Origin of the sequence: Corynebacterium sp. HMSC05H05, from assembly GCF_001807265.1 — a bacterium.
Taxonomy (GTDB): Bacteria; Actinomycetota; Actinomycetes; order Mycobacteriales; family Mycobacteriaceae; genus Corynebacterium.
Map to the genome: position 1 here is coordinate 38,847 of NZ_KV788403.1, position 25,418 is coordinate 64,264.

Sequence of the window (25,418 nt, forward strand, 5' to 3'; positions counted from 1 at the left end):
GTGCGCGGGGGTCTTTCAGTTTGCGGGATACGCCGCGGGAGGTGTTCGGTGCCATTTCAGTGCTCCTTAGCTCACGCGCACGCGCGGGTCGAGGGCAACGACGATGAGGTCCGCCAGGATGGCGGAGACAGCCGTCATGGCGGCGCCGAACGCGGCCACGACGACGACCCCGTGGACGTCGTTACGCGCAATTGTCTGGATGAAGTACTGGCCCATGCCTTGCCAGGCGAAGATGCGCTCCGTCATCACGGCGCCGGTGAAGATGCCGGGCACGGAGAACGCCACGGAGGTGGCCACCGGGATCAGCGAGGTGCGCAGCGCGTGACGACGCACCGCCTTCGACTTGGTCAACCCCTTCGCGCGGGCGGTGCGCACGTAGTCCGCGTTCAGGTTGTCCAGCAGCAGTGTGCGCTGCATGAAGTGGTAGCCGGCGTACGAGATGATCAAAAGCGACAGGGTAGGCAGCACGAGGTGCTGCGCGTAGTCCACCATCTTCGCGCCGAATCCCTCGACACCCGGGCTGGAAGCACCGGTGACGTAGAAGACGCGCTTGCCGGTCCACTCGTTGACTTTGAGGCCGAACCAGACCACGGCGATCGACGCCACAACCACGTGGATGTTCATGGTGATAATCGAGATGCCCTGCCACATGCGGTCGGCGCGCTTGTACTGGCGCGAAGCTGTGTACACGCCGAGGGCCACGCCGAGAAGGATGGACAAAAGGGTGGCAAACAGCGTCAGCTGGGCGGAGACCCAGATGCGGTAGGAGACCTGCTCGTTGACCGAGTCTCCGAGCGGGGACTTGCCCCAGTCCCAGCTCGTGAGAATGCCGGTGAGCCAGGTCCACCAGCGTTCGATGAGCGGGGTGTTCGGGCTCAAGTTCAACGGCTCGAGCAGGGCGTCGATCTGGTCTTCGGGCAAAGGTGGGCGGCGGCCGAAGTAATTGGCTCGCGGGTCGAGGAAAAAGCTAGCGAGGAAGTAGGTCAGGTTGGTGGCCAAGAAAACGATCAGGCCCCAACTCAGTGTCTTCCTGAGCAGGTATCGAAACATGTGCGCTCTCGGTTCCGGTGTCAGCGGGTGTGCAGGAGGTTTTCGGCGATGCAAGTGCGGAAGCCCGCCCAGTGCTCACGCTGGGCGGGCTCACACTCATCTCGGGTGTTTCACCAGGTAGAAGGTGGGGAAAGCTACTTCGCCCAGCCCACGTTCTCGATCGGCAGGACCGCGAAGGACGCGGCGCCGTAGTTGGCCAGGCCCTTCTTCACGGCCACGATCTCGGGGCCGTTCGCGTACGGCATGATGCCGAACTGCTGCAGGGCTTCCTTCTCCAGCTCGTTGGCGCGCTTGATCTGCTCTTCAGCTTCCGGGATCTGCTGCAGCTCTTCGATCTGCTTGTCCATCTCCGGCGTGCCGGTGCCGGACTTGTTCAGCTCGGAATCGGATGCGTAGATCTGGCCGAAGTAGGCGACACCGAACGGGTCGGAGGAGCTGAAGCCGGACATGAACAGGTCGAAGTCGCGCTCAGCGGTGACCTTGGAGAAGTCGGAGCTCGGACGCTCCTCAACCTGGACGTCGATGCCGATGTTGCGCAGCATCGCCTGCAGGGCGGAGGTGGTGGCCTGCACCATCGGCGAGTCGCCGAGGGTGACGTAGCGGACGGACAGCGGGTTCGCCTCGTCGTAGCCGGCCTCCTTCAGCAGCTCCTTGGCCTTTTCCGGGTCGTACTGGACAGCCTCGCCGAAGTTGTCCTCGTAGCCGTCCTGGGTCTGGAAGAGGTTAAACGAGCCCGGCAGGTCCTCGGTGTAGCCCAGGCCCTGGAAGCGGATCGCGGCGAGCTGTTCGCGGTCGATGCCGCGCATGATCGCTTCGCGCACCTTGATGTCTTCCAGGCCCGGTGCGGTGGAGTTGATGGTCATCAGGAAGGTGGACGGACGCAGTGCCGTGCGGATCTCCACTGCATCGCCCATTTCCTTCGCGGTGGCCAGGCGGTCGCGGGTGCCAACGCCGGTGGCGTCGAGCTCACCTGCGCGGAAGGCGTTCAGGGATGCCTGGTCCTCCATCTGGCGGTAGGTGATCTTGTCCAGCTTCGGCTTCTCGCCCCACCAGTTCTCGTTGGGCACGAAGGATGCTGTGCCGCCTTCGAAGTCGACGTTTTCCACCTTGAACGGGCCTGCGCCCCACTCGGGGTGGACCTGCTTGAGGTAGGCGTTCATGAAGGTGTCGGCATCCTTGACCTGCGGCGGGACCAGGGAGTCGAAGAGGCCCTCCCACCACGGGTACGCCTGCTTGAAGGTGATCACTGCCTGCTTGTCGTCTGCGCCGCGCTCAACGGATTCGATCAGCTCGTAGCCGTCGGTGGAGTTGACCTGCACCTCCGGGTTGGAGCCGTTGTTGAACTTCCAGGTGTTTTCGTAGGCGGTCCAATCGATCGGGGTGCCGTCGTTGTAGTTGGCCTCCGGGTTGATGGTGTAGGTGACCACGGTCTTGCCGTCGACGGTCTCGTCCTTGACGTCGGTGAGGTACGCCGGGTTCGGGTGGTAGGTGCCGTCACCGTCGAAAAGCGAAAGCACCGGATTGTACTTCGTCCACAGCGAACGGGTGTACAGGTTCATGTTGGCGTGGAACAGGTTCTGTTGCTCGGCGATCTCGGTGATCGAGAGGGTGAGCTCGCCGCCGTCCTGGATCTGGTCGCGCTCCAGCGGGTTGTAGTCGCCCGCGGCGTTGACTTCGAGCTGTTCGCCGTTGTCGCCGGAGGTCTCGGCCTGGGTGTTTGCTGTGTCCTGGCCGCCACCTGCGGCTGTGCCCTCGGAGTTTCCGTCCGAGGAGCAGGAGGCGAGGACGAGGGAGATGGAGGAGAGGCCGGCGAGAGCCGCGACACGGAGGCGTTTGCTCATGGTCAGTTCCTTTCGTAGGTCGTCCGTCCGCAGATTGCTTTGCGACGGTTGCCCAAGGCGGGCAATGGTGCCGGTGGAATTTCCGGCGGCCCCTGCACACGGTTCGTACAGCACCCTTCGGTAAACACGACGTGAATCAGGTTGAACACAACCTACCGTACTTGTCACCTAGTTCACATTGTTTTGGGGAAGTATTTTGCGTTTTATGCCCAGTGGTTTTCCAGCAAACCCGAATGATCTGACAAAACGGCACGTCAATCTGTGTAGGTGACACAGGTCGTGGAAGCTGCCAAACTATAGAAAATGTGAATGGTATTCATGGAATGTAAAAACCCCACCCGCTGGGGAAGCGGGTGGGGTGAACGGGAGGTTAATTACCCGACCGGGGTCAGCTCCACATTGTCGGCCCACGTCAGCTCGATACCTTGGGCGCGCAGCCACTCCATCGCGTCGTCGCCGTGGCGCGTGATGCCTTCAACGGCGGTCAGCGTGACGTCGATAGCCTTCTCGGCGTCCTCGGCGGTGATGTAGCCGGCGGAGGTGGCGGCGGCGAGCTCGTCGATGTCCAGCACGTCGATCGGGTTGCCGGTTAGTGACACCAGGTCCACGTACAGGTCGCGGGTGCGCCACACCTCACCGTCGACGTCGATGTCGGCGATATCGAAGTAGAAGTCATGCTCGTACCCGGCGCCTTCGCGCCAGTGGAAGATGTTTGCCCGCAGCCCAAGCTCCGGCAGCAGCCAGCTCTCCAGGTAGCCGAACTCCGGGTGGTCGGCGCCGCGGCCCATGTACAGGCCGAAGTCGGTGACGCGGAACGTGTCCACCTCTCGCAAGAACCCTTTTGGGTCGGTGTTGATGTTCGCTGCGGTGTCGAACGTCTCCTGCTTCACGGGGTGCAGATCGGCGGCCATGGGTTACCTCACGTCTATAGATGCGGCGGTCGGTGCAAAGGGGCAGCTCTTGTCGACGGTGCGCACACTCCCGTCAACGACTGCCAGAACCCGCCCGGAGCCCGTGTCCGCGGTCGCGGACAAGGTGGCCGGTCCTGTTGGGTTAATCCCGTTATTGCCCAACGGCGTTACGCCGGTGCGGAAATTGCCCAGGTTGATCCAGTACACCTTCATACCGTCCTGCTCTTTCGCTGCCGCCGGGGTGCCGAGTGCGGTGAAGACGAAGGTGGTCTGGCCCGCCTTTGCTCCTGGGGCGGGCGACTCGGCCGGGCCGGGTACCGCGATCGCGGAAGCGGTGGAGTGGAGGCCGTCGCCGATGCAGTTGCCGGAGACGGTGGGCCAGTAGAACTGGGTGAACCGTGGGGCGTCGTCAGGCAGGGGCGGGCCGCCGATTTCGTCGCCGCCCGCGTAGAACTGCACTGCGGTGCGTAGCGCGTTGCCAACGTTTTGCGGGACGTAAGGCTGGTCTGCAAACGCGTTGACGCGCGCGACGGTTTCGGGTGTGGGCCGGCCCAGCGGGTCGAGGAACGAGGACTGCGCAGAAGCAGTGTGCTTAGCGACGCCACCGGTCACCAACAAACCGGCAGCGCACGCCGCCGCAACGACGGTCCGGGAAAGTGAAAGATAGTTGTGCACTTGCGCCACATTAGTCACATCCGTAACAACGTCAAGCGGAATTGCTAAAAAGCTGTGCAAATCCTGCGCGCCCACGAGCTCCGGGTGGCGGGCGGGATAATGCGATTGGGCGCAGGCGGGAGTATCGTTTAGGCGTTATTTCCGCCAACGCAAAGGACCTATCTCTGTGTCGCACCCTGAATTTCGCAACGTAGCCATCGTCGCCCACGTCGACCACGGTAAAACCACCCTGGTCAACGCTATGCTGGAGCAGTCCGGCGTGTTCGGCGACCACGGCGAACACGGCGACCGCGTGATGGACTCCGGCGAGCTCGAGTCCGAGCGCGGCATCACCATTTTGGCCAAGAACACCGCCATCCGCCGCGCCGGCAAGGGCAAAGACGGCGCGGATCTGGTCATCAACGTCATTGACACCCCGGGCCACGCCGACTTCGGCGGCGAGGTCGAGCGCGGCCTGTCCATGGTCGACGGCGTCGTTTTGCTTATCGACGCATCCGAAGGCCCGCTGCCGCAAACCCGCTTCGTCCTCGGCAAGGCACTCGAGGCCAAGAAGCCGGTCATCATCTGTGTGAACAAGACCGACCGCCCGGACGCCCGCATCGACGAGGTTGTCGAGGAAGCCCAGGACCTGCTCCTCGAGCTCGGCGCCGGCCTGGAGGACCCGGAGGCCGCCGAGGCTGCCGAGAATCTGCTCGAGCTGCCGGTGCTCTACACCTCCGGCCGCGCGGGCCGCGCCTCCCTGGAGAACCCGGGCAACGGCAACCTTCCGGACAACGAGGACCTGCAGCCGCTGTTCGACGTCATCTACGACGTGCTGCCGGAGCCGTCCGCCGAGATCGACGCGCCGTTCCAGGCGCAGGTGACCAACCTGGACTCCTCCTCCTTCCTCGGCCGTATCGCGCTGATCCGCGTGTACAAGGGCGCCGTGAAGAAGGGCCAGAATGTCGCGTGGGTCCACTACGACTCCGAAGGCAACCAGCAGGTCAAGAACGTCAAGGTTGCGGAGCTTCTGGTCACCGAGGGGCTGGACCGCGTCCCGGCCACCGGCGACGTGGTCGCGGGCGACATCGCCGCCATCTCCGGCGTCGAGGACATCATGATCGGCGACACCCTCTGCGACCCGGAGAACGTCGAGCCGCTGCCGCGCATCGCCATCGACGACCCGGCGATCTCCATGACCATCGGCGTGAACACCTCCCCGATGGCCGGCCGCAACGGCGGCGACAAGCTCACCGCCCGCATGGTCAAGGCCCGCCTGGACCAGGAACTGATCGGCAACGTTTCCATCAAGGTGCTGCCCACCGAGCGTCCGGACGCATGGGAGGTGCAGGGCCGCGGCGAGATGGCACTGACCGTGCTCATCGAGACGATGCGTCGCGAAGGCTTCGAGCTGACCGTGGGCAAGCCGCAGGTGGTGACCAAGGAGGTCGACGGCAAGACCTACGAGCCGTACGACCACATGATCATCGACGTGCCCGCCGAGCACCAGGGCGCTGTCACCCAGCTGATGGCCAACCGCAAGGGCCAGATGACGTCGATGGGCAACGCCGGCTCGGGCGAGTGGGTGCGCATGGAGTTCGACGTGCCGTCGCGAGGCCTGATCGGCTTCCGCACCACCTTCCTCACCGAGACCCGCGGCGCCGGCATCGCCAACTCCTACTCCATCGAGCACCGCCCGTGGGCGGGCGAGATCAAGGGACGCCCGACCGGCTCCCTGGTCGCCGACCGCTCCGGCCAGGTCACCGCATACGCCCTGCAGCAGTTGGCAGACCGCGGCGACTTCTTCGTCGAGCCGGGCGCAGAAACGTACGAGGGCATGGTCGTCGGCGCGAACTCCCGCGACGAGGACATGGACATCAACATCACCAAGGAAAAGAAGCTGACCAACATGCGCTCCGCCACCGCGGACGCCACCGTCACGCTGCAGAAGGCCCGCACCCTCTCGCTGGACGAGGCCATCGAGTTCTGCGACGACGACGAGTGCGTCGAGGTCGCCCCGGAGGCGATGCGCGTGCGCAAGATCATCCTCAACGCCACCGAGCGCGGCCGCGCCCGCTCCCGCGCGAAGCAGAAGAACAGCTAGCCTGTTCTTCCATGCACCTAAGTAGAACGCGCCGCCCAGCCACCCGTGCTGCGGCGGCGCTTTCCGTGCTCTGCCTCGCAGCGTCCTGCGCGGCCAACCCGGGCCCGCCGCCACTGGTGGAGCCGGAGGACCGTTCCGACGCCGCTTCGGAGCACGATGCCGACAGCAACGACGCAGACAAAGCAGATAACGACCACGCCGACGAACAAGACGACAACAACGAGCCTGCTAGTGGCCGCCCGCAAGCCCAAATCGGCATCGACCCTGTGCGCGCGGGGTTCAACCCGCACTTGGTCGGCGACGAGTCCGCCGTCGTGCGCGGCATCGCCGACCTTGTCCTGCCCAGCGCATTCCAGGCAGACGGCACCAAGGACCCGAACCTGCTCGTCGGGGCGTCGGTGCTGCCGACGTCCCCGGCCGCGTTCACAGTCCGCTACGTCATCGCCCCGAACGCGCAGTGGTCCGACGGCACCCCGATCACCGGCTCGGATTTCCTCTACTTGTGGCGCGGAATGACACACACCGCCGGTGTGGTGGACCCGGCCGCATACCGGGCAGTGTCGAATGTGCGCGTCGGCGGGCCCGGCGGCAAGGTCGTGGACGTGGATTTCGCCCAGCAGGTGGGGGACTGGCGTGTGCTGTTCCGCCACCTTTTGCCGTCGCATCTGCTTGCCGCCGACGCCGCCGATTTCGCGTACGCGTTGCGCAATACCGTCCCGGCCTCCGCCGGCCGCTACCTCGTGCGCAGCGTGGACCGCGCACACGGCACCGTCACGCTGAACCGCAACGACAGGTTCTGGGGCCCTGACCCTGCGCCGATTGACATCCTCACTCTCTCCGCGGCGCGCGACACCACCCAGGTGGCGGACCAGCTGCGCAGTGGCCAGCTCGCGTTCGTGGACATGGTCCCGCAGGACACCACCGCGGATGTCCTCGGGTTGATCCCGGACGTGGACACCCGCACGTTCCCGGGCACCCGCACCCTCGGCGTGACGCTTTCCGCCACCAGCGGGCTTTCGCCGCAGGCGCGTGCCGAGGTGCGTTCGCTTATCGACGTCCCCCTGCTCGCCCACATCGCCGCCCGCCGCAGCACCAACGTGGACGCCGCCGCACCGAACGAGCCTGGCTCGCTGGCGCTGCTGCACGCCCTCGCCGCGGACGGCAAAGTGTTGCGGGTCGCCGCCGATGCCGCGGATCCGGCCGCCACCGCCGCCGCGCGTTCGCTTGTCGACGTTTTGAACAACGCCGGTGTGCCCGCCCGCATCGTGGCCAACGAGCTGCCCGCCATTGCCGCGCGCAGCCTCCCATCCGGCGAGGTGGACGTCGTGGTGCATTGGCGCAACGACGGCGATTCCGCGGAGACTCCCGCCAGCACCCTCGCTGGCCGCATCGCCTGCCCGCCGGAGAACGGCCGCGCCGGAAACCTCGCGGGTTTCTGTACAGCTGCCGGTGACGAGCTTGCCGCCGCCATCCTCGCTGGAGAGGTCCCGCCCGACATCGCCGCCGACCGCGTCGCGGCGGTCGAGCACCGGGAAGCACTCTGGGTGCCCCTTCTGCGAGAAACCCGTCTGGCTGCCACCGCTGGCGGGGTGCGCGCCGCAGGCACGCAGCCTGGGCAGTGGCCCGGCGGGCTGTCGTCTGCGGGCGCGTGGAAACTGGCCGATACAGTGAAGCGGCGAACAAAGATTCAGGAGGTTCCATGACTGTTCGAGACCTTTCCGGCTACCGCGTTGTGGCCGTGCACGCCCACCCAGACGATGAGGCGATCACCACCGCCGGCGCACTCGCGGACCTGTCCGCCCGCGGCGCGGACGTGCTGGTGGTCACCTGCACCCTCGGGGAAGAAGGCGAGGTCATCGGCGAGCCCTACCAGTACCTGGTCGCGGACGAGGCGGACCAGCTCGGCGGCTTCCGTATCCAGGAGCTGCAGCGTTCCCTGGACGCGATCGGCGCGCGCGGGCAGTTCCTCGGCGGCGCCGGTTTCTTCCGCGACTCCGGCATGGCGGGATCGCCCGCGAGTAAGAATCCGCGGGCGTTTGTGAATTCGGGGGACGTGGCCGTCGAGAAGCTTGCTGCCATCTTCGAAGCGGAAAAGCCGCACCTGGTGCTCACCTACGGCCCCGACGGCGGCTACGGGCACCCGGACCACATCCGCGCCCACGAGATCACGCATGCCGCCGCCGAGCGCGTGGAGGTGCCGCGCATTTTATGGGCGGTGCGCCTGGCCGAGGAGACCGCCGCACTCATGCCCGCCGAAGCACCCGCGGGCTGGCGCCTGCCCGACGACGGCGAGCTCGACGGCGTGGAATCCTCCGACGTCCGCGTCGAGCTCAACAACGCTGCCTACAGCGCCAAGGTCGAGGCGATGCGCGCGCACGCCACCCAGCTGTGGATCGCGGACGGGCGCACCACCGACGTCAACCCCCACGCCGCGCTCGCCGCCGGCCCGGTGGTGTACTACGCGCTGTCCAACCTGATCATCCAGCCGATCCAGCGCGTCGAGCACTACCAGTTGGGCGCGGGGCTTCCGCTTGACGACGGTGCTTCGCTGCTCACCGGGATCGCGCGATGACACGACCCGCAGTGCGCGACGACTTCTCCCGGGGCGAGGCGATCGCCGGACTGGTGTGGCTCAGCGTCGGCGCGCTGGTCTCGCTCGTGCTGGAGGTGGTCTACCTCAACTGGATCTGGGTGGTTGTGGCGCTGCTGTTCAACGCGGTGCTGACGAAAACGGCACGACTGTGGTCGGACACCTGGGCGCTCGCGCCGCTGAGCGTGTGGGGATGCGCGTTTTTCATTTCACTGGCCGTTCTCCCGCCAACCGGCTGGTCCTTGGTGCTATTCGTTGCCGGAATAGCGGGTGGCGTTTGGCCCATGCTTCGGCGGAAGTGACATACTGTTTGCCATGACTTACGTGATTGCTCAACCGTGCGTCGATGTCATGGACCGCGGCTGCGTTGAAGAGTGCCCCGTCGACTGCATCTACGAGGGCAAGCGCATGCTCTACATCCACCCCGACGAGTGCGTCGACTGCGGCGCCTGCGAGCCGGCATGCCCGGTCGAGGCCATTTTCTACGAGGACGACACTCCCGACGAGTGGAGCGAATACTACGACGCCAACGTCGGCTTCTTCGACGAGCTCGGCTCCCCGGGCGGCGCCGCCAAGACCGGCCCGCAGGACTTCGACCACCCGTTCGTGGCCGCCCTGCCGCCGCAGAACCAGGACTAGGCCCTTGGCTCGCACTCCACTCGGATCGCGGCTGCCGGACTTTCCCTGGGACACCATCGCGGACGTGCGCGAGCGCGCCGCCGCGCACGAAGGCGGGCTGATCGACCTATCTGTCGGTGGCCCCGTCGACCCGGTCGCGCCGTCGATCCAGCTCGCGCTGACCGAGGCCGCCGCAGCACCCGGCTACCCGCAGACCGCCGGCACGCCCGAACTGCGCGCCACGATCGTCTCCTCGCTCGAGCGTCGCTTCGGCATCGCCGGGCTGAATGACAAGTCCGTGCTGCCCATGATCGGCCTGAAGGAGGCCGTGGCGTGGCTGCCCACGCTGCTGGGCCTGCGCGGTGCGAAGGTGGTCATCCCGGAGGTTGCGTACCCCACCTACGAGGTCGGCGCGCTCATGGCCGACTGCGACGTCGTGCGTTGCGACGACCCCGCGGCCGCACCCCGCGACGCTGCGCTTGTCTTCGTCAACTCCCCGTCGAACCCGACCGGCGGAGTGCTCTCGGTAGAGCAGCTGCGCGCCTGGGTGGATTTCTCCCGCGACACGGGCGCGATCATCGCCTCCGACGAGTGCTACCTCTATCTCGGCTGGTCCGCCGAGCCGGTGTCCATCCTGCACCCGTCCGTCACCGGCGGCGACAACACCGGGCTGCTCGCCCTGCACTCGCTGTCGAAGACATCCAACCTGGCGTCGTACCGCGCCGGCACCATCTCCGGCGACGAAGCGCTGGTGCAGGAGCTGCTGCTGGTGCGCAAGCACTCCGGCCTCATCGTGCCTGGCCCCATTCAGGCGGCCATGGTCGCAGCGCTCGGCGACGACATGCACGAGGAAATGCAGCGCTCCACTTACGCGATGCGCCGCGTCGAGCTCATGAAGGCGCTGCCTGAAGCAGGCTTTACTATCGACGACTCTGATGCCGGGTTGTACCTTTGGTGCCGTCGAGAAGCAATGAGCTCCCGCGAAACCCTGGACTGGCTCGCAGAGCGCGGCATCCTCGCAGCCCCCGGCCACTTCTACGGGCCCGCCGGCGCGAACCACGTGCGCATCTCACTGACCGCCACAGACGAACGCATCGCTGAAGCCGCCAAGCGCCTGGTTTCTTAACTTCGACCTCCCGGGACTACACTTACGTAAGTTTTGCGTACATTTCCGAGGAGGTTGTCCGTGACGCACGAGCACGCCGCTGCACCAGCCGGCGGGAGCACCGCGGTGCGATTCGTTGCCGGGCTGCGCCAATTCCTGCGCTTCGGCATCGTCGGCGGCTCCGGCGTGCTGGTCAACTTCGTCGTGTTCTACCTGGCCAACAAAGCCCTGGAGAACGGCCTTGACCTCCACGCCAACGACGTGGTCATGCAACTCGGCGCCACTCGCTGGAACGTGCGCTGGTACCACGTCATGTACACCCTGGCGTTCGTGCTGGCCAACACCTGGAACTACCAGCTCAATCGCTCCTGGACCTTCCGTGGCGTGCACGGACGCTCCTGGCTGCGCGGCTTCTTCCCGTTCTTGGGCACCGGCGCGCTCGCGTTCGCGGTGTCGCTGACGTGCATGACGCTTTTGATGAACCCCACCACGCCGATCGGCCTGCCGGACCACATCTTCGACGACTCCACCGGGCTGCGCACCAAGTCCTACTGGGCGCTAGCCATCTCGACGTTCATTGCCATGCCGGTGAACTTCATCATCAACAAATTCTGGACCTTCGGAAAGCTAAAATCTGCCGTCTAGCTGGGGATTGTGAAATTCTCAGGAAAAGTTATCCACATTTTCGTCGGGGTCTAGATTTGGGGCTTGCGCGGTCATAGCTTGTCTGCCATGACACCATTCCAAGAGTTTCTGAACACACAACCGACCATCCGCGTGCTTGAAGGCTTTGACAAGCGCGCCGCCATCGCCGCCGGCGTGATACCGAACCTGGCTAGCAAGTGGGAAGCGATCCACACGGTCTACTTTGGCCCCACGAGGTGGACCAAACACCAACGCCTCGCGAGAAAGGCCGCCGAAGAGTTCCCGCTGAGCCAGCTGGTCTACATCGAAGACCGGCTGAAAAAGATCCCGAACGAAGCCGAGCGGTGGCGCGTGCGCCGCAAGCTGCTGGAAAAGTTTTCCACCCACCACGAGCTGAAAGCCAAGGCCGACCGACTCATCCTCAAACCCGCCCGGACAAAGCCGAAGCTGCAGGTCAGGTTCGGACGGTCCGTGCACGGCCGGCGCTCCATCCACATCACTGCCGACGAGCACGACGCCGCCGACATCGAGGCCTACCTGCGCGAGGGCCTTGACCCGACTAAGCCGACAGGGCCGCAAATGCTCCGACGATTCCTCGATCTCGTTCGGGGATGCGGCGGAGGCATACCCTTTGCCGTGCGCCGCCCATTTGTGGTGGTGGGGCTGGACCAGCACGTGCAGATCCTCTCCGGCGATGGAGACGATGTAATCCTTGGACTCACCGACGGCACGACCATCACCGGCGCCGAATACCTGGCATCGGAGCCCGAGCTGGCGGAAGTCGCCCTATTCCACCCGACCGAAGGTGCGTTGAACCTGTACAACACGCAGCGCTACGCCAACGAAAAGCAGCGCGACCTCGCGCGGATGACGCTGACGGTGTGCCCGTGGCCGGGCTGTCGCCACGGCTCCGACGCCTGCGAGATCCACCACATGCAGTCGTGGGCCGAAGGAGGTGAGACGAACATGCGCAACCTCGTGCCGGTGTGCCGCTACCACAACCAGGTCAACCACGACATCGCCTCGCACGCCAACCGCCGCGGCAGCGTGAAACGGATCAAAGGGATCCCGACATGGGTTTCACCCAACGGGATCCCGGCGCCGAACCGGTACCACCCCTACGGGGCGATGGAGGTGCTGTTCGGCTCCGCCGCATCGGGGGCGCGGAGCACGTAGCGGGCCAGCGTGTCCTCGTGGTCGCGGATACGCACCGGGTCGGGGAGAAGGTCCTCGTATGTGAATCCGGCTTTCTCGGCCGCGCGGCGCGAGGCGGCGTTGTCCACGGCGATGTGTAGCTCCAGGTGCTGCAGTCCGCGGGCGAGCGCGTGGGCGGCGACGAGCCGCAGCGCCCGGGTGGTCAGGCCGCGGCCCCGGGCCCACGGTGCGGTGCTGTAGCCCAGCTCACCGCCGGGGCGCAGTTCGATGCTTCCGGCGAAGCGGCCGTCAAGGACATACGCCCACCGCTCGACGCCCTCCGGCACACCGGCAAGGAATTCGTCGGCGTGCTCGCCGGTGTAGGGGTGCGGCACGGTGGTCCAGCGCACCATCGCAGGGTCGTTGCTGGTGTCGATGATGTCCCTGCGCACCCCTGGCAGCGTGTTCACGTCGCTCCAGGGGAGCAGCGTCAGCTCCGCGTCGTGGAGGACCACAGCGTTAGTTGGCGTGCAGGGCTTCGTTGAGCTCGATGCCCTTCGCGGGCACGGCCTCGACGGAGCCGGTGACGGAATTGCGGCGGAACTGCAGGCCGTTTGCGCCGGAGAGCTCGAGCGCCTTGATCTCGGTGCCTGGTTCCTTGCCCAGGGCTTCGGCCACCGGCGCGGTGAGCACGACCTTGGTGCCGGCCGTGACGTAGAGGCCGGCTTCGACGATGCAGTCGTCGCCGAGCGAGATGCCCACGCCGGCGTTCGCGCCGAGGAGGCAGCGCTCGCCCAGCGAGATGACTTCCTTGCCGCCGCCGGACAGGGTGCCCATGATGGATGCGCCGCCGCCGATGTCGGTGCCGTCGCCGACGACAACGCCGGCGGAGATGCGGCCCTCAACCATGGAGGCGCCGAGCGTTCCGGCGTTGAAGTTCACGAAGCCCTCGTGCATGACGGTGGTGCCCTCGGCGAGGTGGGCGCCGAGGCGGATGCGGTCGGCGTCGCCGATGCGCACGCCAGACGGCACGACGTAGTCGACCATGCGCGGGAACTTGTCCACGGAGAACACCACGACCGGGCCCTTGGCGGCAAGCTTGCCGCGCGTCATCTGGAAGTCGGAGACGGCGCAGGGGCCGTAGTTGGTCCACACCACGTTGGACAGAAGGCCGAACACGCCGTCCATGTTGGCGCCGTGGGGGCGGATCAGGCGGTGCGACAGCAGGTGCAGGCGCAGGTAGACGTCGTAGGCGTCCACGGCCGGCTCCGCCAGGTCTTTGATTGCGGTTTCCACTGCCACGCGTGCCACGCCGCGTGCCTCGTCGGGGCCGACGAGCTCTTCGAAGCGGGCGTCGGGCTCTGCCAATCGACGCGTCCCGGTTTCCTCAACCGGCTCATCTACTAACGGGGCGGGGTACCAAACGTCAAGCACGGTGCCGTCGTGGGTGATGGTGGCGACGCCGCGCGCAATCGCGGAAGTTGGGGAATTCATGCCAGTCACCTTACGGCACCCCGGTTGCGGGTGAGGAAGGACATGGCGACCAGGATCAACGACAGGATGGTGACGCTGATGACCTGGGAGCGCGAAGCGTCGTCGAAAAGCATGAGCACCGTCAGACCCAGCAGCGCCGCCAGGGTCACCCACGGCACCCACGACGCGCCGCGCACACGCACCGCGGAGGCGCGGATGCGCGGGTGGAGCTTGATGAAGCTCAGAGTGATCATGATCCAGGTGACGATGAGGCAGCCGCCGGTGGCGGACATGATGAAGTCGATCATCCCCGGCGGGTTCCACCACTGCAGCCCCACGGCCACGAACGCGAAGAACACGGAGATGAGCACGGAGTTGCGCGGTACCCCTGCGGCGTTGGTGCGCGCCATCCACGCAGGAGCGTCGCCTTCGAGCGCCTGCTGGTAGCCCAGGCGCGAGGTGCCGTAGATCTGCGCGTTGAACGCGGACAAAAGCGCGAGCACGATCACGACTTCCATGAGCCCGGCCGCGCCCGGAATGTTGGCCATTTCCAACACGGCGGTAAACGGCGAGTCTGCGGCGGAGTCCGCGCCGTCGATGGCGGCGTAGGGCAGCAGCAGGATGATCACGGTGACGGAGCCGATGTAGAACAGCGCGATGCGCCAGATAATCGAGTTCACGGCGCGCTTGACGTTGTCGGAGGGGTTTTCGGATTCGGCGGCGGCGATGGTGACCACTTCGATGCCGCCGAAGGCGAACGCCACCGCAAGCAGCCCGGCGGCGATGCCTGCGATGCCGTTGGGGGCGAAGCCGGATTCGCGCACGTGCTCGAAGCCGACGAAGCTGCTGGCGGGCAGCACCCCAGCCCACAGCAGCGCGCCGATGACTAGGAAGCCCAGGATGACGGCGATTTTGATCATGGCGAACCAGTACTCGAACTCGCCGAAGCCCTTGACTTGTGCGAGGTTCACGGCGGTGAGCACGACCACGACGACAAGCCCGGGCACCCATTGCGGCACGCCGAACCAGCCGGCCATCATGGCGGAGGCGCCTGTGAGTTCGGCGCCGCACGCCATGATCAGCAGGAAGTAGTAGATCCAACCGAGCAAAAACCCGGCCCAGTGGCCGAACGCCATGCGCCCGTAGGTGGCAAATGAGCCGGAGGAGGGGTGCGCGGCGGCCATTTCGCCGAGCATGCGCATCACGGCGATGACGATCAGCCCGGCAATGGCGTATGCGATGAGGATCGCGGGCCCGGCGGCGCGGATGCCCACGCCGACGCCGAGGAACAGCCCGGCGCCCACGGCGGTGCCGAGCCCCATGAGGGTGAGGTGGCGCGATTTCAGGCCGGAGCCGAGATCGCTGTTGCTTGTCGACGTTCCTCCGGCCATCAGGCGCCCCGATTCTTGTGCACGTTTTGGTGGATCGCGCCGGCGATGGCGATGACGCCGACGACGACGGTGACGGCGAGCATCTGGAAGCGCCCGTCCGGGTTGGCGAGCATGAGCGCAATCACGCCGCCGGCAAGGCCGATCATCACCCAGGGCAGGACGGCGGGAGCCCACATGCGCACGTCGGTGATTTCGCCGGTGGCGACGAGCTTGGGGTGCAAGCGCACGAACGAGAGGGCGACGACGATCCACAGCACGATCAGGCAGCCGCCGACGGCGTTGAGTAAGAACGCCAGTAGCCCCGGAGGGTTCCAGTACTGCAGGGCCACGGCGGCGAACCCGAAGGCGACGGAGACGATCACGGCGCGCATGGGCACGCCGCGGGCGTCGGTGCGGGCGAAGGAGGCGGGGGCGTCGCCGCGCACGGCGAGGTTTTGCATGAAGCGGGAGGAGCCGTAGATCTGGGTGTTGCAGGCGGACAGCAGCGCCACCACGATGACGGCTTCCATGATGCCGACTGCGCCCGGGATGTTGGCCAGCTCCAGTACGGCGGTGAAGGGGGAGTCGGCGGCGGAGTCCGCTCCGCCGATTTGGTCGAAAGGCAACAGCAGCACGATCAACAGCACGGAGCCGATGTAGAACACGGAGATGCGCCAGATGATGGAGCGGATTGCGGAGTGCACGCCCGCCTGCGGGTCCTCGGATTCGGCGGCGGCGACGGTGACCAGCTCAATGCCGCCGAATGCGAATGCCACGGCCAACAGTGCGGTGGCCACGCCGGACCAGCCGTTGGGCATGAAGCCGACCTCGCTGACGTTGCTCAGTCCCACGAACCCGCTGGCGGGCAGCACGCCGAGCCACAGCGCGACGCCGATGATCAAAAACGCGACGATGACGGCGACCTTGATCAGGGCGAACCAGAACTCGAACTCGCCGAAGTTTTTCACGGCGGAGAAGTTGACCACGGTAAACGCCACGATGGCCGCCAGCGCCGGGATCCACGGCGAGATGCCGAACCAGGCGGCGACGATGGCGGAGGCGCCGGTGATTTCCACGGCCATGATCATGATCATCATGAACCAGTACAGCCAGCCGATGGTGAACCCGGCCCATGGGCCGAATGCCTGGGCGGCGTAGGTGGAGAAGGTGCCGGAGGACGGCCTGGCAGCGACCATTTCGGCGAGCATCTGCATGAAGCAGACGGTGATGAATCCGGCGATGACGTACGCGATCAGCACGGCCGGCCCGGCTGCTGCGATGCCCACGCCGGTGCCCAGGAAGAGGCCGGCGCCGATGGCGGAGCCGAGGCCCATCATGGTCAGGTGGCGTGTCTTCAGCCCTCGGGCGAGCGCGGTGGAGTCCGCGACGGGGGAAACTGGTGTCGACATGTCGAACACCTTAAACGCAAGCTATTGCGTCAATGGCATTATATTCCGCTATTTTGTGCGCATCGACGCCTCACGCCCGCCGCCGCACTACCGGTGAGGTGGAAAACGGCTCGTGTTCGATGCGCAGATCGTCGCGCCCGGCAATCGTCTGCGCGGGCACCTGTGCGCCGGCTTCGACGTCGAAGACCATGGTTTCCGGCTCGAGCATCACACCGACGCCGATTTCGCACCGGTCGCCTAAGTCCACCCCGATCACGCCGGCAGAGGGGTGCAGCCGGCAGTCCCGCCCGACCCGCATCGGCGCGCGTTCGTGTTCGCTGACGCGTGACGCCATCAGCGCCGACGACAGCGACAAGTCGGTCCCGCCGCCGACCACCACGGACGACGACAAACGTCCCTCGAGGCGCGCCGGGCCCAGCGTGCCCGCGTTGTAGGAGACGTAGCCTTCGCGCATCACGGATGTCCCCTCGGCGAGGTACGCCCCGAGCCGCACGCGCTCGGCCTCGGCGATGGTGACCCCGGAGGGCACGACGTAGTCGACCATGCGCGGCAGCCGGTCGATGCCGTAGACGTGGATCAGCCCGCGCGCCCGCAGGTTCGTGCGCACGGTTTCGAAGTTGTCCGCCAAACACGGGCCTTTGTTGGTCCACACCACCGGCTCCAACAAGTCCAGTGCGCCGTCCATGTTGATCGTCAGCGGCTCGACCATGCGGTGCGACAACAGGTGCAGGCGCAGAAACACGTCGTGCGCGTCGATGGGCGGCGCGTCCAGGTCCGCGATGACGGTGCGCACCGGCACGAGTTCCACCAGCCGGTCGTGGTCCGCGCCAATAAGTTTCAGAAACTTCGGGGTGAGTTCGTGGGCGCTGACGCGGTGGGTGCCGGAGGTGGCGTCGATAGGCAATAGCTCCGGCGACGGGAACCAAGTGTCCAGCACGGTGTCGTTCATGGCGATGTTGGCGATTCCGACGGCGCGCGCTCCTTGAGACATGGCTGCGAGTCTAAACGTAGGATCGCCGTGTGACTTCCTTAGATCTCTTCGCCGACCCAATCGAACTTTCTGTGGCGCTCGTGGACATCGAGTCGCCCTCGCACCATGAGGAGGCGATCGCGGACGCCGTCGAAAGCGCGCTGCGCGGCCTCGAGCACGCGGAGGTTGCGCGCTTCGGCAACACGGTGGTGGCGCGCACGAACTTCCGCCTGGGTTCAAGGGTGGTCCTGGCCGGGCACATCGACACCGTCCCGCTCGCGGACAACACGCCACACAAGCTTCTCGACGGCACCCTCCACGGCTGCGGGTCCGTCGACATGAAGTCCGGCATGGCCTGCTATCTGGCCGCATTCGCGCGCCTGGCGGAGCCGGGCAAAGCCGCCCACGACCTGACCGTGATCGCCTACGAGGGCGAGGAGGTCGCCCAGGAGTACAACGGTCTGTTCCACTTGGAGCGCGATCACCCGGAGTGGCTTGAAGGTGACATCGCGCTGCTCGGCGAGCCGTCCGGCGGCATCATCGAGGCCGGCTGCCAGGGCTCCATCCGCGTGTTCGTGGACGCGGCAGGTACCCGTGCGCACTCCGCCCGCAGCTGGCTCGGCCACAATGCGGCGCACGATCTGGCCGGCGTGCTCACGCGCATCGCCGCCTACGAACCGCGCGCCGTGGACATCGACGGCTGCGAGTACCGCGAGGGCCTCAACGTGGTGGGGCTGGAGGGGTTTGTGGCCACCAACACCATCCCGGACCACGCGCGGTTGATCGTGAACTTCCGCTACGCGCCGGACCGCTCCGTCGAGGACGCCAAGGCGCACCTCGAGGAAGCGCTTTCGCTTGAGGACGGGCTCACGCTCACCTACGACGACATCTCCCCGGCCGCCCTTCCCGGCCTGGGCGACCCCGTGGCCGCCGGCCTGGTCAAGGCTGTGGGCGGGAATTTCCGCGCGAAGTTCGGATGGACGGACGTGGCGCGCTTTTCTAGCCTGGGAGTTCCCGCGGTCAACTTCGGCCCCGGAGACCCCGGTTTTGCCCACAAGAAGGACGAGCAGTGCCCGACGGACCAGATCACGCAGGTCTTCGAGCAGCTGCTGTCGTATCTGAGCGTCAACGAAAGCGAGTAGTTAATGGCCCCGCTGAACATCCCCCGCCCGGAGCGCGACCGGAAGTTGCGCGGCCCGATCGCGTTGCGTGGCTCGGACCACCAGACGTCCACGTTCGACCAGCGCCTGCTTGAGGCGTTCGGGCACGCGGACAGTCAGTGGCGCCACGAGGACCCGTGGCGCGTGATGCGCATCCAGAGCGAGTTCGTCGCCGGCTTCGACGCGCTCAGCGAGATGCCGAAGGCCGTCACGGTGTTTGGCTCGGCGCGCCTGGGGGAGGGCACGGACGAGTACCAGTTGTCCTACGACGTGGGCAAGGCGCTGGTGGCGGCCGGTTACGCGGTGATCACCGGCGGCGGCCCGGGGCTGATGGAGGGGCCGAACCGCGGCGCGCACAACGCCGACGGCCTGTCGGTGGGCCTGGGCATCGAGCTGCCGTTCGAGCAGGGCCTGAACGACTGGGTGGATCTGGGCTTAAACTTCCGGTACTTCTTCGCCCGCAAGACCATGTTTTTGAAGTACTCGCAGGCGTTTATCGCCCTGCCGGGAGGCTTCGGCACGATGGACGAGGTCTTCGAGGTGCTGTGCATGGTGCAAACCGGCAAGGTCACCAACTTCCCGATCGTGCTGATGGGCACCGAGTTCTGGTCGGGGCTGGTGTCGTGGATCGAGGAGCAGCTGCTGGGCCGCGGTCTGATTTCGCCGGGCGACGAGAAGCTGTTTTTGGTCACCGACTCCGTCGACGAGGCGGTGGCGCACATCGTGGACACGCACAAGGTGATGACGGATCAGCGCCTCAAGGATGACTAAGCCGCTCGCCGAGGTGATGGCGATTGTCAACCGCACGCCCGACTCGTTCTACGACAAGGGCGCGACATTCGCCTCCGAAAAAGCACTTTTGCGTATCGACGGCGCCGTGTCCGCCGGCGCCAGCATCATCGACATCGGCGGCGTCAAGGCCGGGCCTGGCGACGACGTGGACGTGGCCGAGGAGATCGACCGCGTCGTGCCGCTGATTGCTGCCGCGCGCGGGCGCCACCCGGACGTGACGTTGAGCGTGGACACCTGGCGCGCGCCGGTTGCCGAGGCCGCGATCGAAGCCGGCGCGGACCTGATCAACGACACCTGGGCCGGCTTCGACCCGGAGCTGGTGGAGGTTGCCGGCCACCACCGGGTGGGCTACGTCTGCTCCCACACCGGCGGGATTACGCCGCGCACCCGCCCGCACCGCGTGCATTACGACGACGTGGTCGCCGACGTCATCGCCGAGACCACCGCGCTGGCCGAGCGGGCCGCGTCGCTGGGCGTGCCGGAGGAGCGCATCTTCATCGACCCCACCCACGACTTTGGCAAGAACACCTACCACGGACTCGAGCTTCTGCGCCGCGTGGACGAGCTGGTGGCCACGGGCTGGCCGGTGCTGATGGCGCTGTCGAACAAGGACTTCGTCGGCGAGACCCTCAACCGCGGGCTCAACGGCGCGGACATCACTGAGCGCGTCCCCGGCACACTCGCCGCCACTGCGTGGGCGGCCGCGCGCGGTGTCGCGGCCTTCCGCGTGCACGAGGTCGCAGCCACGCTGGATGTGATCCGCATGACCGCCGCGATCCAGGGCGGGATGGCTCCGCTCCACACCGTGCGGGGGCTCGCGTGAGGGTCAGCGTGGTCATCCCTGCGTTGAATGAGCAGGAGACGGTGGCGGGGGTCGTCGAGAAGTGTTTGGCATCGAATGCCAACGAGGTGCTGGTGATCGACCCCGACTCCACCGACGACACCGCCAAGCGCGCAGCCGACGCAGGTGCGAAGGTGGTGCCGTGGCGCGAGGTGGACCCCCGCGAGCCGTGGGAGGGCAAGGGCGAGGCGCTGTGGCGCGGCGTCAAAGCGGCCACCGGCGATGTGGTGGTGTTCGTGGACGCGGACGTGACCTCGCTGGAGCCGTGGTGGGTCGACGCGCTCGCCGAACCGTTGCGCGACGACAGCGTCCACCTGGTCAAGGCCTCCTATGAGCGCGCCCGCGCCGGCGGCCGCGTCACCGAGCTGACCGCCAAGCCGCTGTTGCGCGCCCTGTTTCCGCAGCTTGCGCACATCCGCCAGCCGCTCGCCGGCGAGTACGCCATCCGGCGTGACACCGCGCTTCGCCTCCCGTTCGTCGCCGGCTACGGCGTCGAGGCAGGCCTGCTCATCGACGTCGCCTCGGCCCACACACCCACCTCCATCGCTGAAGCTGAGCTGAGCCCACGCGAGCACCGCAACCGCCCGCTGACCCAGCTGGGGCCGATGGCGGACGTGGTCTCGCGCACCATCCTGGGGCGCGCAGGGGTGGGCGGAATCCAGGTCCGCGAGCGCCCCGCCTGGGTGGACGGTTAAACTAACCGTCATGCTTTCCTGGATCGTGCTAATCCTCATCCTCGTGCTGCTGAGCATCATCGGTGTGCGCGTGTTCGCCTCCGTCTTCGGCCGCGGCGAGGCGCAGCCGCCGATGCCTCCGACCGCCGACGTCAAGGAGGCCAACCGCCGCGCCGTGGAGGAGGGCAACTTCGGCGACATTCAGCTCGAGGTGGTGCACCGCGGCTACCGCATGGATCAGGTGGATGCGCTGCTGGAGCAGTTGGCCGGCGGCAACCTTGGGCCCGTCGAGAGGCAGGAAGCTCGGGTAGAATCGTCTACGTCAACTATCGCGAAGTAAAAGGAGCGTAGACGAATGGCAGCAATGAAGCCGCGTACCGGCAGTGGCCCGATGGAAGCGGTGGAGGAGTCCCGCAAGATCGTGATGCGTATCCCGTCCGACGGCGGTGGCCGCCTCGTGGTGGAGCTGTCCAAGGAGGAGGCCGGCGAGCTCGGCCGACTGCTCACGGAGGCCGCAGAGGCCTAACGCGCCGAACGCGGTAGTATCGCCACATGCTCAACGACATTGTGGACGTGCTCGCCGACCCGGCAGACCTGACCCCGCTTCGGGGCGAAGACGACTTTTCCCGTCTCGTCTCCGAATCGGGGCATTCTTATGACGTGGCCAAGCAGGGCTACGTCACCCTCGCCGCCGGTAAGGGCATCGGGCACGAGGGTGATTCGCTGGAGATGGTCAACTCCCGCGAGACGTTTTTGTCCAACGGCCACTTCGCGCCGTTCGTGGAGGCCGTCTCCGACGCGCTAGCCGACGTTGTCGAGCGCGCCGCCGGCGACGCCGATAACCCGGTGATCATGGAGGCCGGCGCCGGCACCGGCTACTACCTGGCCCACACCCTGGACCTGATCGAAGGCGCGCGCGGCGTCGGCCTGGACGTGTCCGTTCCGGCGGCGAAGCACCTGGCCAAGGCGCACCCGCGCGTGGGGGCTGTGGTGGCGGACGTGTGGGAGCAGCTGCCTGTCCGCACCGGTTCCGTCCACGCGCTGGCGGTGGTGTTCGCGCCGCGCAACCCGGCGGAGTTCGCGCGCGTGCTTGTGGACGGCGGCGAGGCCGTCATGCTCGTCGCCGACCAGGGGCACTTGGACGAGCTGCGCGAGCCGCTGGGCATTCTCGGCGTCGAGGAGGGCAAGGTCGAGCGCCTCATCGCCCAGTCCGAGGGCCACTTGACCCCGGCCGCGGATCCTGAGCTCATCGAGTTCCCCATGCTGCTCGAGCGCGACGCCATCGCCGCCCAGGTGGGCATGAGCCCGTCGGCGCGCCACCTGGACCGGGACACGCTTCAGGCCCGCCTGGCGGAGCTGCCGGAGCAGATGCGGGTCACCGCGCGTGCGCAGCTGATCCGCATGCGCAAGGCCTAAGCTTCACGACGCAAAACTGCCGCCCATCCACGTGGAAGGGCGGCAGTTTTGCGTCGATAGGCAGTTAGCGCACGTAGCCGCGGCGCCACTCGGAGTGGATCACCGCGCCGTCGTGGGCGCGGGTGCGGATGCCGGAGCAGGCGCCGTCGAGCCACACGCGCGAGGACATGACCACGCTGCCGCCGCCGGCGTAGACCTCGACGGTGGAGCCGTCGACGATGACGGTGATGTTGTCCTCGTCGTCGTCGTTGAGCTCGGCGCTGGCGGGGGAGCCGTCCAGGCGGTCGAGGGTGAGCTGGTCGCCGGAGTGGGTGACCACCACGCCCGGTTCGCCGTTGCCGTCGAGGATTTCCACGACAACGGAGGAGCCCGGCGCGACCTCGCACAGCCCGGCCCACATGCGGGCGCGGTCGGTGCTGTCCACTGCGTCCGGAAGGCCCGGGGCGGGCACCTGGTAGAGGCGGCCGCCTTGGAGGGTGACGCGGCGCGGCAGGGTCAGCGCGTTGGCCCAGCCTTCGGCATCCCAGTTGGGCTCGCGGGTGGGGTCGCCGGCGCGGTCGGTGTTGGTCATGAACCCGTAGAGGTAGGCGCGCTCGTACAGCTTCGCCGTCTCGACCAGGTTGTAGGTGGTGTTGCGGGGGCGGGTGAAGTCGTGGCCGTGGTCCACGATGGTGAACGGGGTGTCCACGCGGAAGGTGTGGCCGTGCAGCTCGCCGACGGCGTAGACGGCGGTGTCTTTGCCGTCGCGTTCGAGGGTGACAAACAGCACGTCGCGGATCTGGCCGTCCACTTCGTCGCGTAGGCGCACGATGCGGGGGGCGACCAGGGAGGCGTCGAGGTCGAAGCCGGTGTCGCCTTCGAAGTCGAGGACGCCTTCGAGTTTCCAGTCGCGGCCGTCGTCGGAGGTGAGCACGACGGGCTTCGGTGCGGTTTCGGGCCCGGAGACGGCGAGCATGAGCCAGCCGTCGTGGGCGTCGTCGCGGTCGGCGTCGGCGTCCCAGTCGGGCACGACGCAGGGGGAGCGGAAGTTGCTCACGCCGGCGACGTCTTCAACGACGGCGCCGAGGCGGGACGCGGCGCCGGAGACATCGAGGTCGGCATCGTCGTCGAGGTCTGCGCATAGCTCGTCGACGTGCGGCACGTGCGCCACCTGGATGGTGTTGCCGGCGGCGGTGGCGGAGGTGAAGTAGAGGTCCACACCGTCGCCGGCGGGGACGACGCTGCCGGCGCGCACAGCGATTTCGCCGCCGACGGGCACGATGACGTCGTTGCAGTCCACCCAGCTGAAGGCGTCTTCTTCGCTTTGCTGGTGGCCCCAGCGGCTGGGCGCGTCGGGGGTGGGGCGGTACTGGTAGAACATGTTCCACACGCGCTCACCCGCGGCTCCGGTGCGGTAGATGCCGGCGGGGCCTTCGAGGATGCCGCGCTCGGCGGTGACGTGCAGTTCCGGACGGTAAACGGTCATCTCATCAGCCCCTTGTAAATCTCTACGGTCTCTTGCGCAATGGTTGCCCAGGAAAAGTCGGTTTTGGCCCTCGCCAGCCCGGCCGCGCCCATGGTGGCGGCGCGCTGGGTATCGCCTGCGACGGCGTTGACGGCTTCGGCCAGCGCGTGCTCGAAGCCTGCGGTGTCGTTGGCGTCGTAGTCCACCAGCACGCCGGTTTCGCCGTCGACGACGACCTCCGGGATGCCGCCGACGCGCGAGGCTACCACGGCGGTCTCGCACGCCATCGCTTCGAGGTTGACTATGCCGAGCGGCTCGTAGATGGACGGGCACACGAACACGTCCGCAAGCGAGTACACCTCGCGCACCTTCTCCGCGGGCATCATTTCTTGGATCCAGAACACCCCGTCGCGGGAGGCCTTGAGCTTTTCGACGAGTCCTTCGGTCTCCGCCGCAATCTCTTCGGTGTCCGGGGCCCCGGCACACAGGATGAGCTGGATGTCCTCGTCGAAGGCTTGGGCCGCCTTGAGTAGGTGGGCCACGCCCTTTTGGCGGGTGATGCGCCCGACGAACGCAACGACGGGCTTGTCTGGGTCCACGCCTAGTTCCTCGGCGATGGTGCCGGAATCGGGGTACCACTTTTCCGGGTCGATGCCGTTTAGGACGGTGTGGACTTTAGCTTCGTCGATACGCGGGTACGCCCGCAGAACGGCCTCCTTCATGCCGGCGGAGACCGCAATGACCGCATCGGCGTATTCGAAGGCGTTCTTCTCCGACCAGGAGGAGACGTTGTAGCCGCCGCCGAGCTGCTCGCGCTTCCAGGGGCGGTCCGGCTCAAGCGAGTGGGCGGTGACCACGTGGGGGATTTCGTGCAGCTGGCCGGCCAGGTGCCCGCCGAGCCCGGCGTACCAGGTGTGGGAGTGCACCACGTCCAGCCCGTCGGCGGCATCCGCCATGCGCAGGCCGGTGGACAGTGTCTTGATGGCCCCGTTGGCGTGTTCCAGCGCGGGGTCGACGCCGTGGACAAAGACGCCTTCCGCGTCACGGGGTGCGCCCATGCAGTGCACGTCCACGTCGACGATGTCGCGCATGAAGCGCGTCAGCTCGGTGACGTGGACGCCGGCGCCGCCGTAAACCTCCGGTGGGTATTCGCGGGTGAACATTCCGACTTTCATGACCGCCGAGCCTACTTACGCGCGCGATTCCCTGCAGGGGCC

The 25,418-nt window shown here is 66.8% G+C and carries 26 protein-coding genes; 15 read left to right on the top strand and 11 right to left on the bottom strand.

Features of this window, described 5'->3' with window-relative positions; genetic code table 11:
- Positions 1–66 precede the first annotated feature (66 nt).
- The 4 genes from HMPREF3151_RS08290 to HMPREF3151_RS08305 form a co-directional block, all read right to left on the bottom strand.
- Positions 67–1,050: an ABC transporter permease gene (locus HMPREF3151_RS08290; RefSeq protein WP_070475067.1), complete on the bottom strand. Its 984-nt coding sequence runs from the start codon at positions 1,048–1,050 to the stop codon at positions 67–69.
- A gap of 134 nt (positions 1,051–1,184) precedes the next feature.
- Positions 1,185–2,891 carry an ABC transporter family substrate-binding protein gene (locus HMPREF3151_RS08295; protein WP_070475068.1) on the bottom strand — a complete coding sequence of 569 codons (1,707 nt, stop codon included), beginning with the start codon at positions 2,889–2,891 and terminating at the stop codon, positions 1,185–1,187.
- Positions 2,892–3,265: 374 nt separating this feature from the next.
- Positions 3,266–3,802, bottom strand: coding sequence for a ribonuclease FAU-1 family protein (locus HMPREF3151_RS08300; protein WP_070475069.1), 537 nt, complete (start codon positions 3,800–3,802; stop codon positions 3,266–3,268).
- Between the two features lie 3 nt (positions 3,803–3,805).
- Positions 3,806–4,477, bottom strand: a complete 672-nt coding sequence (locus HMPREF3151_RS08305) for an Rv1157c family protein (protein ID WP_168160623.1) — start codon at positions 4,475–4,477, stop codon at positions 3,806–3,808.
- Positions 4,478–4,643: 166 nt separating this feature from the next.
- Here HMPREF3151_RS08305 and typA point away from each other — a divergent pair, with 166 nt between their 5' ends.
- The 8 genes from typA (at position 4,644) to HMPREF3151_RS08345 (ending at position 12,694) form a co-directional block, all read left to right on the top strand.
- On the top strand, positions 4,644–6,560 hold the full coding sequence (typA, locus tag HMPREF3151_RS08310; protein ID WP_070475071.1) for a translational GTPase TypA: 1,917 nt from the start codon (positions 4,644–4,646) through the stop codon (positions 6,558–6,560).
- Positions 6,561–6,571: 11 nt separating this feature from the next.
- Entirely contained in the window at positions 6,572–8,263 is a 1,692-nt protein-coding gene (locus HMPREF3151_RS08315; RefSeq protein WP_070475072.1) for an ABC transporter family substrate-binding protein, read from the top strand.
- Positions 8,260–9,132, top strand: coding sequence for an N-acetyl-1-D-myo-inositol-2-amino-2-deoxy-alpha-D-glucopyranoside deacetylase (gene mshB, locus HMPREF3151_RS08320; protein ID WP_070475073.1), 873 nt, complete (start codon positions 8,260–8,262; stop codon positions 9,130–9,132). The genes HMPREF3151_RS08315 and mshB overlap by 4 nt, the downstream gene beginning before the upstream one ends.
- Positions 9,129–9,452 (top strand): hypothetical protein, encoded by a 324-nt coding sequence (locus HMPREF3151_RS08325; RefSeq protein WP_070475074.1) that lies wholly within the window; start codon positions 9,129–9,131, stop codon positions 9,450–9,452. Before mshB ends, HMPREF3151_RS08325 begins: the two co-directional genes overlap by 4 nt.
- A gap of 13 nt (positions 9,453–9,465) precedes the next feature.
- Positions 9,466–9,789: a ferredoxin gene (gene fdxA, locus HMPREF3151_RS08330; RefSeq protein ID WP_070421608.1), complete on the top strand. Its 324-nt coding sequence runs from the start codon at positions 9,466–9,468 to the stop codon at positions 9,787–9,789.
- Between the two features lie 4 nt (positions 9,790–9,793).
- A complete protein-coding gene (gene dapC, locus HMPREF3151_RS08335; protein WP_070475075.1) occupies positions 9,794–10,894 on the top strand; it encodes a succinyldiaminopimelate transaminase in 1,101 nt (366 codons plus the stop codon).
- A 60-nt stretch (positions 10,895–10,954) separates the two neighbouring features.
- Positions 10,955–11,518, top strand: coding sequence for a GtrA family protein (locus HMPREF3151_RS08340; protein WP_246815242.1), 564 nt, complete (start codon positions 10,955–10,957; stop codon positions 11,516–11,518).
- Positions 11,519–11,605: 87 nt separating this feature from the next.
- Positions 11,606–12,694: an HNH endonuclease signature motif containing protein gene (locus HMPREF3151_RS08345; protein ID WP_083290263.1), complete on the top strand. Its 1,089-nt coding sequence runs from the start codon at positions 11,606–11,608 to the stop codon at positions 12,692–12,694.
- On the opposite strand, the gene HMPREF3151_RS08350 is transcribed toward HMPREF3151_RS08345, so the two are convergent.
- The 5 genes from HMPREF3151_RS08350 to HMPREF3151_RS08370 all read right to left on the bottom strand — a co-directional run bounded on the left by HMPREF3151_RS08350 (position 12,637) and on the right by HMPREF3151_RS08370 (position 17,895).
- Positions 12,637–13,167, bottom strand: coding sequence for a GNAT family N-acetyltransferase (locus HMPREF3151_RS08350; protein WP_070475077.1), 531 nt, complete (start codon positions 13,165–13,167; stop codon positions 12,637–12,639). The genes HMPREF3151_RS08345 and HMPREF3151_RS08350 overlap by 58 nt on opposite strands.
- A 4-nt stretch (positions 13,168–13,171) precedes the next feature.
- The gene (gene dapD, locus HMPREF3151_RS08355) at positions 13,172–14,146 is read right to left on the bottom strand and encodes a 2,3,4,5-tetrahydropyridine-2,6-dicarboxylate N-succinyltransferase (protein WP_070475078.1); all 975 of its coding nucleotides are present in this window, start codon (positions 14,144–14,146) and stop codon (positions 13,172–13,174) included.
- A 5-nt stretch (positions 14,147–14,151) separates the two neighbouring features.
- The gene (locus HMPREF3151_RS08360; protein WP_070475079.1) at positions 14,152–15,516 is read right to left on the bottom strand and encodes an amino acid permease; all 1,365 of its coding nucleotides are present in this window, start codon (positions 15,514–15,516) and stop codon (positions 14,152–14,154) included.
- Entirely contained in the window at positions 15,516–16,904 is a 1,389-nt protein-coding gene (locus tag HMPREF3151_RS08365) for an amino acid permease (protein WP_070475080.1), read from the bottom strand. The genes HMPREF3151_RS08360 and HMPREF3151_RS08365 overlap by 1 nt, the downstream gene beginning before the upstream one ends.
- 70 nt (positions 16,905–16,974) lie before the next feature.
- A complete protein-coding gene (locus HMPREF3151_RS08370; RefSeq protein ID WP_070475081.1) occupies positions 16,975–17,895 on the bottom strand; it encodes a 2,3,4,5-tetrahydropyridine-2,6-dicarboxylate N-succinyltransferase in 921 nt (306 codons plus the stop codon).
- Between the two features lie 29 nt (positions 17,896–17,924).
- Here HMPREF3151_RS08370 and dapE point away from each other — a divergent pair, with 29 nt between their 5' ends.
- Genes dapE through HMPREF3151_RS08405 form a run of 7 tightly spaced genes read left to right on the top strand, consistent with a single transcriptional unit; the run spans position 17,925 to position 22,757 of the window.
- Positions 17,925–19,016, top strand: a complete 1,092-nt coding sequence (dapE, locus tag HMPREF3151_RS08375) for a succinyl-diaminopimelate desuccinylase (RefSeq protein ID WP_070475082.1) — start codon at positions 17,925–17,927, stop codon at positions 19,014–19,016.
- Between the two features lie 3 nt (positions 19,017–19,019).
- Positions 19,020–19,805 (top strand): LOG family protein, encoded by a 786-nt coding sequence (locus HMPREF3151_RS08380; protein ID WP_070475083.1) that lies wholly within the window; start codon positions 19,020–19,022, stop codon positions 19,803–19,805.
- Complete coding sequence (gene folP / locus HMPREF3151_RS08385; RefSeq protein ID WP_070475084.1) at positions 19,798–20,649, top strand: dihydropteroate synthase; 852 nt, start codon at positions 19,798–19,800, stop codon at positions 20,647–20,649. Before HMPREF3151_RS08380 ends, folP begins: the two co-directional genes overlap by 8 nt.
- Complete coding sequence (locus HMPREF3151_RS08390; protein ID WP_070475085.1) at positions 20,646–21,362, top strand: glucosyl-3-phosphoglycerate synthase; 717 nt, start codon at positions 20,646–20,648, stop codon at positions 21,360–21,362. Before folP ends, HMPREF3151_RS08390 begins: the two co-directional genes overlap by 4 nt.
- 10 nt (positions 21,363–21,372) lie before the next feature.
- Positions 21,373–21,681 (top strand): hypothetical protein, encoded by a 309-nt coding sequence (locus tag HMPREF3151_RS08395; protein ID WP_070475086.1) that lies wholly within the window; start codon positions 21,373–21,375, stop codon positions 21,679–21,681.
- 15 nt (positions 21,682–21,696) lie between these two features.
- Entirely contained in the window at positions 21,697–21,867 is a 171-nt protein-coding gene (locus HMPREF3151_RS08400; protein WP_070475087.1) for a DUF3117 domain-containing protein, read from the top strand.
- A gap of 26 nt (positions 21,868–21,893) precedes the next feature.
- Positions 21,894–22,757 (top strand): class I SAM-dependent methyltransferase, encoded by an 864-nt coding sequence (locus HMPREF3151_RS08405; RefSeq protein ID WP_070475088.1) that lies wholly within the window; start codon positions 21,894–21,896, stop codon positions 22,755–22,757.
- A 64-nt stretch (positions 22,758–22,821) separates the two neighbouring features.
- On the opposite strand, the gene HMPREF3151_RS08410 is transcribed toward HMPREF3151_RS08405, so the two are convergent.
- Positions 22,822–24,222: a GH32 C-terminal domain-containing protein gene (locus HMPREF3151_RS08410; protein ID WP_070475089.1), complete on the bottom strand. Its 1,401-nt coding sequence runs from the start codon at positions 24,220–24,222 to the stop codon at positions 22,822–22,824.
- The gene (gene glgA / locus HMPREF3151_RS08415) at positions 24,219–25,376 is read right to left on the bottom strand and encodes a glycogen synthase (RefSeq protein ID WP_070475090.1); all 1,158 of its coding nucleotides are present in this window, start codon (positions 25,374–25,376) and stop codon (positions 24,219–24,221) included. Before glgA ends, HMPREF3151_RS08410 begins: the two co-directional genes overlap by 4 nt.
- Positions 25,377–25,418 lie beyond the last annotated feature (42 nt).

Coding starts and splice junctions, on each gene's coding strand:
- HMPREF3151_RS08405 (WP_070475088.1), top strand. CDS start 21,894: ATGCTCAACGACATTGTGGACGTGCTCGCCGACCCGGCAGACCTGACC.
- HMPREF3151_RS08300 (WP_070475069.1), bottom strand. CDS start 3,802: ATGGCCGCCGATCTGCACCCCGTGAAGCAGGAGACGTTCGACACCGCA.
- HMPREF3151_RS08380 (WP_070475083.1), top strand. CDS start 19,020: ATGGCCCCGCTGAACATCCCCCGCCCGGAGCGCGACCGGAAGTTGCGC.
- HMPREF3151_RS08365 (WP_070475080.1), bottom strand. CDS start 16,904: ATGTCGACACCAGTTTCCCCCGTCGCGGACTCCACCGCGCTCGCCCGA.
- folP (WP_070475084.1), top strand. CDS start 19,798: ATGACTAAGCCGCTCGCCGAGGTGATGGCGATTGTCAACCGCACGCCC.
- HMPREF3151_RS08345 (WP_083290263.1), top strand. CDS start 11,606: ATGACACCATTCCAAGAGTTTCTGAACACACAACCGACCATCCGCGTG.
- HMPREF3151_RS08395 (WP_070475086.1), top strand. CDS start 21,373: ATGCTTTCCTGGATCGTGCTAATCCTCATCCTCGTGCTGCTGAGCATC.
- HMPREF3151_RS08360 (WP_070475079.1), bottom strand. CDS start 15,516: ATGGCCGGAGGAACGTCGACAAGCAACAGCGATCTCGGCTCCGGCCTG.
- HMPREF3151_RS08325 (WP_070475074.1), top strand. CDS start 9,129: ATGACACGACCCGCAGTGCGCGACGACTTCTCCCGGGGCGAGGCGATC.
- dapD (WP_070475078.1), bottom strand. CDS start 14,146: ATGAATTCCCCAACTTCCGCGATTGCGCGCGGCGTCGCCACCATCACC.
- HMPREF3151_RS08400 (WP_070475087.1), top strand. CDS start 21,697: ATGGCAGCAATGAAGCCGCGTACCGGCAGTGGCCCGATGGAAGCGGTG.
- HMPREF3151_RS08370 (WP_070475081.1), bottom strand. CDS start 17,895: ATGTCTCAAGGAGCGCGCGCCGTCGGAATCGCCAACATCGCCATGAAC.
- glgA (WP_070475090.1), bottom strand. CDS start 25,376: ATGAAAGTCGGAATGTTCACCCGCGAATACCCACCGGAGGTTTACGGC.
- fdxA (WP_070421608.1), top strand. CDS start 9,466: ATGACTTACGTGATTGCTCAACCGTGCGTCGATGTCATGGACCGCGGC.
- HMPREF3151_RS08290 (WP_070475067.1), bottom strand. CDS start 1,050: ATGTTTCGATACCTGCTCAGGAAGACACTGAGTTGGGGCCTGATCGTT.
- HMPREF3151_RS08295 (WP_070475068.1), bottom strand. CDS start 2,891: ATGAGCAAACGCCTCCGTGTCGCGGCTCTCGCCGGCCTCTCCTCCATC.
- mshB (WP_070475073.1), top strand. CDS start 8,260: ATGACTGTTCGAGACCTTTCCGGCTACCGCGTTGTGGCCGTGCACGCC.
- HMPREF3151_RS08410 (WP_070475089.1), bottom strand. CDS start 24,222: ATGACCGTTTACCGTCCGGAACTGCACGTCACCGCCGAGCGCGGCATC.
- HMPREF3151_RS08315 (WP_070475072.1), top strand. CDS start 6,572: ATGCACCTAAGTAGAACGCGCCGCCCAGCCACCCGTGCTGCGGCGGCG.